This window comes from Reyranella soli (assembly GCF_007992495.1).
Taxonomy (GTDB): Bacteria; Pseudomonadota; Alphaproteobacteria; order Reyranellales; family Reyranellaceae; genus Reyranella; species Reyranella soli.
Map to the genome: position 1 here is coordinate 1 of NZ_BKAJ01000181.1, position 14,873 is coordinate 14,873.

Consider the following 14,873-nt stretch of genomic DNA (forward strand, 5'->3'; position numbering starts at 1 on the left):
CTGTGCAGAGCGACTAGCGCAATTTTCTGGCCTCGCCCCACCGTTACATCCGTGGGCTGTGCACTGGACGCAGATGTTCGCCCGGCCTATCCTCCTCTGGAAACTTGGGCTTGGAGCGGGGGCTTCATGGCTTTGTTGACGCGGCTCGGCTCGTGGCAGCCGACGAGGGTGGTTGGCCTGCGGCGAACGCCAGTGCGAGACCGTTCCGGCTGCCCTTGGGCGTGAAACGCCAATGTCTGACATCGTCGCTCTCGGTCACTCCATCATCAGGCTGTCACGTCGACAGGCGATGACGAGCTTTCAGCCATTCTCGAGGAATTGGACGAGGGCTTCTATTCCGTCGATCGGGCATGGCGCTTGCGGCGATTTAACAGGCTTGCATCTCGCTATTTCAGCCGCCCTCCGGGCGACGTCATTGGGCGAGGCTTGTGGGACTTGTTTCCGACTGCCGCAGCAACGCCCTTTGGGCGGGCAATTCTTCAAAGCGATGGACACAAGGCAAACTGTCGTCGATCGAGCGGAATCGGTCGTCATCAAAGGCCGGGTCGTTTCGTTCAGGCTTTTTCCACTACGTGACGGCCTTGGCGTAGCCTGGCGCGACGTAACCGTCGCGGAGCCGCCGATTCATGATGTTGCATCGGATGTAATGGGCTTCGGTGTGGCGGAGCTCTTTGCAGACGGTCGAGTCGCAAAGGCCAATGACGCAGCGCTTGCAATTCTCCAGCGCCGCGACGGCTTCTGCCTTAGAGACCGTCTGCGTGCTCATGCGCCGGTCGCCGATGCCCTGCTCCAGAAGCTGATTGGGCAGGCCGCAAGGGCTGCCGGGCTAGGCCAGCGATATTGCGGTCACCTATCGATACCGCGGACCCCAGCCGCCAGGCCGTACATTGCGCATGTGAGTTCGATGCCTCCGGTCGGGGACAGCATGGAGGACAAGCCCTCTGTCTTGTTGATGATTTCGGACGCGGACAGGGCGTTTTCGGTCGATCACAGCGAGCTCGTCCATCTCTTTGGCCTCACCGCATCGGAAGCTCGCTTGGTTGCGCTCCTGGCCGAAGGAATGCCGTTGCCGGCGATCGCCAGAAAACTCGGCGTCGCGTTCGAGACAGCGCGCACCCAGCTCGCCAGCGCCCGTTCCAAGACGCAAACGGTGTCGCAGGTTGACCTTGTGCGACTGCTTCTCAAGAGTTTTCCGACCTAGGACTGCACTTGGCGGCTGCTGGGCCGGTGACCGTTCAATGACGACGCGAAGTTCTGCGCTGTCACCCAATTGGGTGATGATTGCGTCGCCGGTGCCCAGTTAACGTCATAGCGCAGGCGTCAAGGCGAACGAACTGGGACTTCGGGAGCATTGGTAACTGCAACTGGGTGCGGCTGAAGGGTGAGACCGGGTCAGTCGACTTTCTTGGGATCAACTGGCGATTGCACACCTGCCGGCTGTATAGACAGTGAGGTTTTCCCCGATTAACCTTTTCTCGGGGAGTTTTTGGGGAAGTAGCACACGTCTTTGGGGGGCTCATGGCTTCGGTAACGTGGCTCAACGCGTCGCAGCCTAGCGACGTGTTCACTCTGCTGTCTTCGGGTTTTGCGTCGGTCTCGAACTCGAGTCCGACATCGTTTCGGGTGAACCTCCACGACGGCAGTTTCTGGGTCATGTCCGGAACCGGCTTCACCTATGACGGGGACGGCAAGCCGGTCACGGGCACGGTCAGCTCCCTGCAGGTCACGTCCGGTAGTGCCCAGCCGATCGTCGAGATTACCGGTACGGCAGTGCCTGCATCGGACGCCTTCGCCCGGTTCACCTTCTCCGACAGCTACGGCCTGTTCTCACTCGCCCTTGCCGGGAACGACACGGTCAACGGCAACGCCGGCAACAACTCGCTCTACGGCCTGGGTGGCGACGACACGATCCTTGGCGGTGCCGGAGGCGACTACCTCGTCGGTGGAACGGGCAACGACACCATCGACGGCGGCGCTGACATGGATCAGGTCAGCTACCGCAACAACAACACAGATGGCGGGTCGGGCGCGACCGGCGTGACCGTGAATCTCCAGACCGGCACGGCGTCGGACGGGATGGGCGGCACCGACACGTTGACCAGCATCGAAGCCGTCGAAGGCAGCACCTTCGCCGACACAATCACGATGAAAGACGGCGTCAACGGCTGGGTGTTCGCCCGCAACGGCAACGACACGATCTTCGGCGGGACGGGGCAGGACTTCATCAGCGGCGGCAGCGGCAACGACACGCTGAACGGCGGCGGCAGCAACTTCGATTTTGCCAGTTATGCCGATGATGGGTTCGACCCTGTGGGCCTGGGAACCCATGGCGTCACCGTCAACCTGGCGGCGGGTACGGCGACCGACAACTGGGGCAACAGCGATACGCTGAGCGGTATCGAGAACGTCGGCGGCTCGACCTTTGCCGATACGATCACCGGCGATGCCGGAGCCAACAACCTGAGCGGTGGCGCCGGCAACGACACGCTGGACGGTGGCGCCGGCAACGACTTCCTGCGCGGCGACAGCGGCAACGACACCATCATCGGCGGCGCCGACATCGACACGGCGGATTACACGGAATTCTTGGGCGATCCGGCGGGCCCGGCAACCCAGGGCGTCACCGTCAACTTGACGACCGGTATCGCGACGGACAACTGGGGCGGTGCCGACACGCTGAGCGGCATCGAGAACGTCAACGGCTCCAGCTTCGGCGACACGCTTACCGGCGACAACAACGTCAACAACCTCTCCGGCCAGGGCGGCAACGACACGCTGAGCGGCGGCGGCGGTAATGACAGCATAAACGGCAATCAGGGCAACGATACGCTGGACGGCGGCGCCGGCAACGATTTCATGCGCGGTGACAGCGGGAACGACTCGATCAACGGCGGCGCCGACTTCGATACCGCCGACTATTCGGATTTCGGCTTCGATCCGGCGGGTCCTGGGACTCAAGGGGTCATCGTCAACCTGTCCAATGGGACGGCGACGGACAACTGGGGCGGCAGCGATACGCTGTCCAACATCGAGGCCGTCAACGGCAGCAACCTCGGCGACACGCTCACCGGAGACGGCAACAGCAACAACCTGAACGGCAATCAGGGCAACGACACGCTGTCGGGCGGCGGCGGTAACGACAACCTGTTCGGCGGTGGTGGCGCCGACTCCCTGAACGGCGGGGCAGGCAACGACTTCCTGCGCGGTGACAGCGGCAACGACACGATCGACGGCGGGGCCGACACCGACACCGTCGACTACCTGGATAACGGCTTCGACCCACTCGGCGCGCCTACCCAGGGCGTGAACGTCAACCTCGTGACGAACACGGCGACCGACAATTGGGGCGGCACCGATACGCTGTCCAATATCGAGAATGCCAACGGCTCGAACCTCGGCGACACCCTGACGGGCAATAACAACAACAACAGCCTGAACGGTTTCGCCGGCAACGACACGCTGGTGGGCGCCGGCGGCAACGATTCCATGAACGGCGGCGACGGCAACGATTCGCTGGATGGCGGCGACGGCAACGACAGCCTGGGCGGCGGCAACGGCAACGACACGCTTGCGGGCGGGACGGGCAACGACACGCTGGGCGGCAATGCCGGCGATGACGCGATCGATGGCGGGGCAGGCACCGACACGGCGATCTACATCGGATCGACCGGTGGAGTGACGGTCAACCTGGTGGCCGGCACGGCGACGGGCGATGCCTCGATCGGCAGCGACACGCTGACCTCGATCGAATCGGTACAGGGCACGGCGTTCGACGACACGATGACGGGCAACAGTGCCGTCAACAACCTGTTCGGCCGCGAGGGCAACGACACGCTGTCGGGCGGCGACGGCGGCGACTTCTTCCGCGGCAGTGCCGGCAACGACATCATCGACGGCGGCGTGGCCTATGACTACGCGCGGCCCGACCGGATCAACGACTTCGACGCGGTCGATTACTCAGTCTACGATACGAACAGCGGCGCCGGTCAGTCGAGCACCACGCTAGCGACAACGGCGGGCATCACGGCCGACCTCGCGGCGCACACGGTGACCGGCGACGCGACCGTGGGCACCGATACGGTGACCAACATCGAGCGCGTGGTCGGCACGAACTTCGCCGACACGCTGAAGGGCGGCGGCGGGTCGCGCTTCGAATCGTTCCAGGGCCGTGGCGGCAACGACACGATCACCGGCGACGGCATCCACCAGACACGCGCGGAGTACAACGACGCCAACGGCGACAGCGGCGGCGTGACGATCACGCTGTCGAACGCGGCGGACGGCACCGGCACGGTGGTGGGCGGCAACAGCGTCGGCACCGACACGGTGAAGTACGTCAACCAGTTCTATGGATCGCAGTACAACGACGTCTACAACGCCAGCCAGTTCACGTTGCGGATGGCCGACGGGCAGGCGACGACGCCGTTCAACGTGTTCCGCGGCACCGGCGGCAGCGACATCATCCAGGGCAACGGCTACACCCGGATCGAGTACGGCGACAGTTCGACGGGCATCACGGTCGACCTGGTGGCGGGCACCGTCGCTCACGGAGCGTCGACCAACATACCGGTGAACTCGTCGGTGGCGCTGGGCGCGGCCGGAACGGATACGGTTTCGGGCGTGCGCGAGGTCGTCGGCAGCAACTTCGACGACGTCATGCAGGGCGGCAACACCTCGTCTCTCAACATGGAGTACGAGGGCTTCCGCGGCGGCGCCGGCAACGACACGATCATCGGCGGCGCCGGCTTCGACGAGGCGCGTTACGACGACACCAATCCTGCCCTCACGAGCGGTGTCAATATCGTGATGGCGGCCGGCAGCGATGCCGGCGGCGCCTATAGCCTGGTGAGCGGCGATCCGCTGTTCGGCGTCGACAAGCTTTACGGCGTCGAGGCGGTGCGTGGCAGCCTATTCAACGACACCTACGACGCGACGGGCTTCAACAGCGGCAATGCACAGGGCACGTTCTTCGAGGGTCCGTTCCCGTCGGCGACCTACAACCGGTTCGGAGGCGGCGCCGGCAACGATGCCATCACGGGCAACGGCCAGACGCAGATCGACTACCGGATGGCCGACGGCGGCGTGACCGTGACCTTCACTGGCCACGGCAGCGGCACGGTGACGGGCGATATCTCGACGGGTAGCGACACCTTCACGGGCGTCTACAGCGTACGCGATTCCGTCTATGGCGACGTGATCCATGGCAGCGACGCCAACGGCAACACCATCGACGATGCCGAGGTGTTCAACCTGAGCGGAGGCAACGACACGGTCGATGGCGGCGGCGGGTTCGATAGCGTCAGTTACTCGGACCAGTCGAGCAGCGTGACGGTGAACCTGGCCACGGGCCAGGCGACCGGCAGCTCGATCGGGACGGATACGCTGTCGAACATCGAGGGCGTCAGCGGTGGCCGCGGCGACGATACACTGATCGGCAGCAGCGGCGACAACTACCTGACCGGTCAGTCCGGCAACGACACGCTGGACGGCGGCGGCGGCATCGATACCGCAAACTACTTCCACAGCAGCGGCGGCGCGACGGTGAACCTTGCCACGGGCACGGCGAATGACGGCCAGGGCGGCACCGACACGCTGTCGAACATCGAGAACGTCCGGGGCTCGCGCTTTGACGACACCCTGACCGGCGATGGCGGCAGCAACCAGTTGAAGGGCGAGGACGGCGACGACACGCTGAATGGCGGTGGTGGCGACGACACGCTGACGGGCGGCACCGGCGCCGACAAGTTCGCGGCCGCGGCGGGTGGCGGCAACGATACGGTCACCGACTTCGAGAACGGTATTGACAAGATCAACGCCGGCACGCTGGCGACCTCGTTCGCCGGGGTGACGGTGACGCAGGAAGGCGTCGACGCGCGGGTGGGTTTCGGCGCGGGTAACCCGACGCTGCTCCTGAAGAATACGTCGTCGGCATCGGTCGATGCGTCGGACTTCATATTCGGCGTGGCGGCGCAGATCTCGGGCGACGTTACCGGTTCGGTGACTGAAAAGGGCGGTGTGGCCAACGGCACGGCCGGCGTCGCCACGGCGACAGGCAATCTCGACGTGACGGATCCGGACAGCCCCGAGACGTTCGTCGTCCAGAGCAGCGCTGCCAAGACTTACGGCACGTTCTCGATCGATGCGACGGGTGCGTGGAGCTACACGCTGAACGACGGCAACGCCACCGTGCAGGCGCTGGCGGCAGGGGGCACCCTGCACGAGCTGGTGACGGTCGCGACGGCTGACGGCACGCAGCAGGTGATCGACATCACGATCAACGGCGCCAACGACGCGGCGACGATCACCGGCACGGCGACGGGCGCGGTGACCGAGAAGAGCGGCGTCAACAACGGCACGGCCGGCACGGCAACTGCCACTGGGAGTCTGTCTGCGTCGGATGTCGACGGTCCCGAGACGTTCACGGCGCAGAATGCCGTGGCCAAGACCTACGGCACCTTCTCGATCAACGCCGCGGGTTCGTGGACCTATACGCTGGACGACGGCAACGCCACGGTCCAGGCGCTCAATACAGGCGGAACGCTGCATGAGCTTGTGACGGTGGCGTCGGCCGACGGCACGCAGCAGGTGGTCGACATCACGATCAACGGCGCCAACGATGCCGCGGTGATCACCGGGACAGTGACCGGCTCAGTGACGGAGAAGGGCGGCGTCAACAACGGCACGGCCGGCATCGCCACCGCCACCGGGACTCTGTCTGCGACGGACGTCGACAGTGCAGCGACATTCACGGCGCAGAACGCCGCGGCCAAGTCCTACGGCACGTTCTCGATCGATGCCGCCGGCGCGTGGAGCTACACGCTCGACGACAGCAACGCCGCGGTCCAGGCGCTGAATGCCGGCAGCACGCTGCATGAGCTGGTGACGGTGGCGACGGCCGACGGTACGACGCGGCAGATCGACATCACCATCAACGGCGCCGACGACGTAACCGGCATCACGGTCACCCAACGGGACCCGGCGCAGTCGCTGCAGATGAACGGCCTCGTGCTGTTCGGATTCTCGACGGTGACGAATACGACGCCGACGTCGTTCCAGTGGGCGGCCAGCGCCGGCGCCGTCTGGGAGATGACGGGAACGGGCTTCACCTACGATGGCAGTGGCCACCCGACGGCGGGAACCATCAGCTCGATCAGCGTCACGAACGGCCTCGGCCAGCCGGGCATGCTGATCACCGGTCTTTCGCTGTCGGCGCCGCAGTTCTCGACTTGGGTGCAGGCCAACGATTCGGGCTCTTTCATATCGGCCATCACGACCGGCGACGATACCATCTCCGGCAATGCCAGCGTCAATTTCCTCGTGGGCGGCGGCGGCAACGATTCGATCACCGGCGGCAGCAGCGCCGACAACATCTGGGCAGGCAGCGGCAACGATTCGATCAACGGCGGCGCAGGGAGCGATGCCGTCAACTACAATGGCTTCGGTGGTCCCGATCCGGCTGGCGCGCCGACGCAGGGCGCTGTCGTCAACCTGCTGACCGGGACAGCGACCGACCCGTGGGGCGGCACCGATTCCCTGACAAACATCGAAAGGGTCGGCGGGTCCAACCTCGCCGATACCATAACGTTGAGCAATGTCGACGGCCAGGCGTTCGGCCTCGATGGCAACGACACGATCACCGGCGGCTCAGGCCTCGATTACATGGAGGGCGGCAACGGCAACGATTCGCTCTCCGGCGGCGGCGGCAACGACACCTTCGTCGGCAACAGCGGCAATGATTCGATCGATGGCGGCGCCGGCATCGACACCGTCTCCTACTACAACAGCTCCGGCGCCACGGTGAATCTGGCGACTGGCATCGCCAGCGACAGCTTCGGCGGAACCGACACGCTGAGCAACATCGAGAATGTCGTGGGCTCGACGGGCAACGACGTGCTCTCCGGCAACAGCGCCAACAACACGCTAGACGGTGGCGGCGGCAACGACAGGCTGGATGGCGGTGGTGGCAATGACACGCTCATAGGCGGGACAGGCAACGACACGTTCGTGTTTGCACCGGGCGCCGGCTTCAAAACTATTCTGGATTTCCAGGACGGCATCGACAAGCTCGACATCACCGCCTTGGGGACATTTTACGCCTATACGGCGGACGGTGCCGATACGATTCTGACTTTCGGGGCCGGCAACCCGGGTGTGAAGCTGGTCAATACGCCGACCTCCGCGATCGATGCGTCGGACTTTGTGTTCCCCCCGCCGTCGAGCCTGACCGTCACGTGGCGCGATGCGACGTCGGCGATCGACATGACCGCCCTGTCGTTCGCGGGATTCACGACCGTCACCAATACGTCGTCGACGTCGTTCCGGTGGAACGCCTCCGACGGCAGCTTCTGGACCGTGACCGGGACGGGCTTCACCTACGACGGCAGCAACCATCCGACGGCCGGCACCATCAGCTCGATCGACGGTACGTCGGCGGGAGGCCAGCCGAATCTCCTGGTCACCGGCGCGTCGATGTCGGCGTCGCAGTTCTCAGGCTGGGTGACGAGCAACAACGTCTTTGCTTTCCTGTCCAATGGTCTGGCCGGCAACGACACGCTCACCGGCAACGCCCAGAACGACACCCTGACCGCGTTCGCCGGTAACGACACGCTCAACGGCGGCTCGGGCAATGACAACCTGCACGGCGGTGGGGGCGCCGACGCGCTGAACGGCGGCGACGGCAACGACTGGCTGCGCGGCGAGAGCGGCAACGACACCCTCAACGGCGGCAACGGCAACGACAACGCCGACTATGGGGATTCGGGCTTCGACCCGGCGGGCTCGGCAACACAGGGCGTCACCGTCAATCTGGCGACCGGCACGGCGACCGACAACTGGGGCAACACCGACACCCTGGTCTCGATCGAGAACGTCAGCGGCTCCGCTCTCGCCGACACGATCACCGGCGACGGCAACGCCAACAGCCTGTCGGGATTCGCCGGCAACGACACGCTGTCGGGCGGCGGCGGTGACGATAACCTGCAGGGCTACAGCGGTAACGACGCGCTCAACGGCGGCGCCGGCAACGACTGGCTGAATGGCGGCAGCGGCAACGACACGCTCGATGGCGGCGCTGATTCGGACACCGCCGACTACGGCGACTACGGTTTTGATACCGCAGGCGCCGCGACGCAGGGAGTGGTCGTCAACCTGACAACGGGTACGGCAACCGACGGCTGGGGCAATACCGACACTCTGATCTCGATCGAGAACGTCAACGGCTCGAACCTCGGCGACACGATCACCGGCGACGGCGGCGTCAACACCCTGTTCGGCCTCGCCGGCAACGACGTTCTGAACGGTGGCGGCGGCAACGACAACCTCAATGGCGGCGCGGGCAACGACACGCTGAACGGCGACGCCGGCAACGACTGGCTGCGCGGCGACAGCGGCGGCGACGCTCTGAACGGCGGGGCGGACGTCGACACCGTCGACTACAACGACTGGGGAGGCGATCCGGCCGGCCAATCGACGCATGGTGTCACCGTCAGCCTGTCCACCGGAACGGCGAGCGACAACTGGGGCGCGAACGACACGCTCAGCGGCATCGAGAATGTCAACGGGTCGGCATTCGCCGACCTCATCTCGGGCGATGGTGGCAGTAACAGCTTCAACGGCAATGGCGGCGACGACCAGCTGTTCGGCGGCGGCGGCAACGACAGCCTGTTTGGTGGCGGAGGTCACGACACCATCAAGGGCGAAGCGGGCAACGACTACTTGCGCGGCGAGAGCGGCAACGACTCGATCGACGGCGGCGCGGACACCGATACCGTCGACTACACCGACAACGGCTTCGACCCGCTGGGGCCGGCAACCCAGGGCGTGATGGTCAACCTGTTGACCGGGACGGCAACGGACAACTGGGGCGGCAACGACACGCTAATCTCGATCGAGAACGCCAATGGATCGGCTCTCGCCGATACCATCACGGGCGACAACAACAGCAACAGCCTGTCGGGCTTCGGCGGCAACGACACGCTGATCGGTGGCGGCGGCAACGACGGTCTGCTCGGCGGCGGTGGCAACGATTCACTCGACGGCGGGGCAGGTAACGACTTCCTGCGCGGCGAGAGCGGCAACGACACGATCTCGGGCGGCGCCGACAGCGATACCGTCGATTACACCGACAGCAGCTTCGACCCGCTTGGGCCGGGCACGCAGGGCGTCACGGTCAATCTGCTGACCGGCACGGCGACCGACAACTGGGGCGGCACCGATACGCTGAGCGGGATCGAAAACGCTACCGGTTCCAGCCTTGCCGATACGCTGACGCTCGGCAACACGAACGGAACGGCGCGCGGTCGCGGCGGCAACGACGTGCTGAACGGCGGGACGGGCAACGATTCGTTCTTCGGCGGCAGCGGCAACGACGCGATCAACGGCGGTGCCGGCACGGACACGGCCAACTACAGCGACGACGGTCTGGACAGCGCCGGCGCGGCGACGCTGGGCGTGACGGTCAACCTCTCGACGGGGACGGCGACCGACAGCTGGGGCGGCAACGATACGCTCTCCGGCATCGAGAACGTCACCGGCTCGAACTTCAACGACACCATCACCGGCGACAACAACGCCAACAGCCTGACCGGCCTCAACGGCAACGACACGCTGATCGGCGGCGGCGGCAACGACAACCTGAACGGCGGCTCGGGCAACGACACGCTGGACGGCGGCACGGGCACCGACACGGCGAACTACATCGGTTCGACGGGCGGGGTCACGGTCAACCTGGTGGCCGGCACAGCGACGGGCGATGCCTCGATCGGCAGCGACACGCTGACCTCGATCGAATCGGTACAGGGCACGGCGTTCGACGACACGATGACCGGCAACAGCGCCGTCAACAACCTGTTCGGCCGCGAAGGCAACGACACGCTGTCGGGCGGCGACGGCGGCGACTTCTTCCGCGGCAGCGCCGGCAACGATATCATCGACGGCGGTTTCGCCTACGACTACGCGCGCTCCGACCGCATCAACGACTTCGATACGGCGGACTACTCGGTCTACGACACGAACAGCGGTGCGGGTCAGGCGTCGACCACGCCGGCGACGACGGCGGGCATCACGGCCGACCTCGCGGCGCACACGGTGACCGGCGACGCGACCGTGGGCACCGATACGGTGACCAACATCGAGCGCGTGGTCGGCACGAACTTCGCCGACACGCTGAAGGGCGGCGGCGGGTCGCGCTTCGAATCGTTCCAGGGCCGTGGCGGCAACGACACGATCACCGGCGACGGCATCCACCAGACACGCGCGGAGTACAACGACGCCAACGGCGACAGCGGCGGCGTGACGATCACGCTGTCGAACGCGGCGGACGGCACCGGCACGGTGGTGGGCGGCAACAGCGTCGGCACCGACACGGTGAAGTACGTCAACCAGTTCTACGGATCGCAGTATAACGACGTCTACAACGTCACGCAGCTTGTGATGCGGCTCAGCGATCCGACGTCGACGACGCCGTACAACGCGTTCCGCGGCAACGGCGGCAGCGACACGGTCCAGGGCAACGGCTACACGTCCATCGATTACGGCGACAGTTCGGCCGGTGTCGTGGTCGACCTGGTGGCCGGGACGGCAAGCCATGGCGCCTCGACGAACGTGCCGGTGGGCTCGTCGGTGGCACTAGGTGCCGCGGGAACGGACACCCTTTCCGGCGTGCGCGAGGTCGTGGGCAGCAACTTCGACGACGTCATGCATGGCGGCAACACCTCGTCTCTCAACATGGAGTACGAGGGCTTCCGCGGCGCCGGCGGCAACGACAACATCTTTGGCGAGGCGGGCTTCGACGAGGCACGCTACGACGACACCAACACGGCGATCACGTCGGGCGTAACGATCGTGATGGCGGCCGGCTCCGATGCGACCGGTGCCTACAGCCAGGTGAGTGGTGACGCCTACTTCGGCGTCGACAAGCTCTATGGCGTCGAGATGATCCGCGGCAGCCTGTTCAACGACACCTACGACGCGACCGGCTTCAACAGCGGCAACGGCACAGGGACGATCTGGGAGGGGCCGTTCCCGTCGGCGGACTTCAACCGGTTCAACGGTGCCGCCGGCAACGACACGATCACCGGCAACGGCCATACGCAGATCGATTTCCGGACCTCGACAGCCGGGGTGACGGTGACCTTCACGGGCGCGGGCAGCGGCACGGCGACGGGTAATGAGACGGTGGGCACGGACACGTTCACCGGCGTCTTCGGGGTACGTGATTCGTTCTACAACGACGTGATCACGGGCAGCGATGCCAATGGCAGCGCGTTTGATAGCGCCGAAGTGTTCAACCTGAGCGGCGGCAACGACACGGTCGATGGCAAAGGCGGCTTCGACATCGTCAGCTACTCCGATCAGACGAGCGGCGTGACGGTCAATCTGGCGACCGGCCAGGCGACCGGCAGCTCGATCGGGACCGACACGCTTTCCAACATCGAAGGCGTGAACGGCGGCCGCGGCGACGACACATTGACGGGCAACAGCGGCAACAACTTCCTGTCGGGCGGCTCGGGCAACGATGCGCTGGACGGCGGCGGCGGCACCGACACCGCGGTGTATTTCTTCAGCGGCAGCGGTGCGACGGTCAACCTGGCGACCGGCACGGCAAGCGACGGCAACGGCGGCACGGACACGCTCGTCAACATCGAGAACGTGCGCGGCACGCGCTTCGGCGACACGCTGACGGGCGACGCCGGCAGCAACCGGCTCGACGGCTCGGACGGCAACGACACGCTGATCGCGGGTGGCGGCGACGACATGCTGGTCGGCGGCACCGGCGCCGACGTCTTCGTGATCGGCGCCGGCGGCGGCAACGACACTGTCGTCGACTTCGAGAACGGTATCGACAAGATCGATGGCGGCACGCTGGCGACGTCGTTCGCCGGGGTGACGGTGACGCAGGACGGCAGCGACGTGGTGGTCGGCTTCGGCTCGGGCAGCCCGACGCTGCGCCTGCAGAACATTTCGGCGGCCTCGATCGACGCGTCGGACTTCATATTCGGCCAGCCGGCGCAGATCACGGGTGACGTTTCCGGCTCGGTGACCGAGAAGAGCGGCGCCGCCAACGGCACGGCCGGGGTGGCCACGGCGACCGGCGACCTCGACGTGACGGATTCCGACAGCCCGGAGACGTTCGTCGCGCAGAATGCGGTCACCAAGACCTACGGCACATTCTCGATCAACGCAGCCGGTGAGTGGACCTATACGCTGAACGACAACAACGCCACCGTGCAGGCACTCAATGCGGGTGGCACCCTGCACGAGCTGGTGACGGTGTCGACGGCCGATGGCACGACGCAGCAGATCGACATCACGATCAACGGCGCCAACGACGCAGCGGTGATCGCCGGCACGGCGACGGGCTCGGTGATCGAGAAGGGCGGCGTTGCCAACGGCACGCCCGGAACGGCGACGGCGACCGGCACAGTCTCGGCGACGGACGTCGACAGCGCCGCGACATTCACGGCGCAGAACGCCGTGGCCAAGACCTACGGCACGTTCTCGATCGATGCCGCGGGCGCCTGGACCTACACGCTGAATGACAACGACGCGGCCGTCCAGGCACTGGGCACGGGCGCCACGCTGCACGAACTGGTGACGATCTCGACGGCTGACGGCACGACGCAGCAGATCGACATCACGATCACCGGCGCCAACGACGCGGCAGTGATCACCGGCGCAATGACGGGTTCGGTGATCGAAAAGAGCGGTGTCGCCAACGGCACGACCGGCGTGGTCACCACCACCGGGACGCTGTCCGTGACCGATGTCGACAGTGCTGCGACGTTTGTGGTGCAGAACGCCGCCGCGAAGACCTACGGTACCTTCTCGATCAATGCCGCCGGCGCGTGGAGCTACACGCTCGACGACAGCAATGCCGACGTCCAGGCCCTGAATATCGGCGGCACGTTGCAGGAAGTGGTGACGGTCGCGACGGCCGACGGCACGACGCAGCAGATCGCCCTTACGATCAACGGCGCCAACGATGCGGCGGTGATCACCGGCACGGCGACGGGCTCGGTGACCGAGAAGGGCGGAATCGCCAACGCCACGCCAGGCGTTGCGACGGCGACCGGCACCCTCTCGGCGACGGATATCGACAGCTCGTCGGCGTTCGTCGTGCAGAGCAGCGTCGCCAAGACCTACGGCACGTTCTCGATCGATGCGGCGGGAGCGTGGACCTACACGCTGAACGACAGCAATGCCACCGTGCAGGCACTGAATGCCGGCGACACGCTGCACGAGCTGGTGACGGTGGCGACGGCCGACGGCACGACGCGGCAGGTCGACATCGCCATCAATGGCGCCGATGACGGCACGGTGATCGAGTCCTTCGGCTCGACCCGGTTGGTGCTGATGGGAGACCACTACCACCTGTGGGACAGCGACGGGGTCGGTCCGACGGTCAAGTTCGGGGGAGCTCCCATCCAAGCCAGCATCCAGGGAGCTTGGACGATCATCGCAGGCGAGCAGACCGGTAGTGACTACCTGGTTGCCTGGAAGAACGGAGCGGCTGACGAGTTCGTCATCTGGAAGGTGAACAGCAGCGGCAACTATGTTTCCAATGTCACGGGCAGCGTGCCGGGCTCCGACTCAGCGCTGCGGCAGCTCGAGACGGATTTCCATCAGGACCTGAACGGCAGCGGACAAATTGGCACGCTGACGGATCTCGTGGTGGCGAGCATCACGCCGTCGACGACGTCGTTGGCACAGGGTGCGCTGCTCAACTTCTCCTATGTGGTCGAGAATTCCGGATCCGAGTCAGCGGGGACCAGTTGGGCAGGCTTCCGCATCGACAGCCAGCCGGACAGTACGCACTACGCCGGCTTCAACTCCGTCGGGTCGCTGGCGGCGGATGGCACGCAGACACTGAGCAG

Annotated in this window: 2 protein-coding genes; both read left to right on the forward strand. The window is 65.6% G+C overall.

Going from position 1 to position 14,873, the window contains the following annotated elements:
- Positions 1 to 232 precede the first annotated feature (232 nt).
- On the forward strand, positions 233 to 1,201 hold the full coding sequence (locus RSO01_RS39535) for a helix-turn-helix transcriptional regulator (RefSeq protein WP_147156100.1): 969 nt from the start codon (positions 233 to 235) through the stop codon (positions 1,199 to 1,201).
- A gap of 452 nt (positions 1,202 to 1,653) precedes the next feature.
- A partial coding sequence (locus tag RSO01_RS39540; RefSeq protein WP_218037605.1) for a VCBS domain-containing protein occupies positions 1,654 to 14,873 on the forward strand: 13,220 nt, incomplete at its 3' end.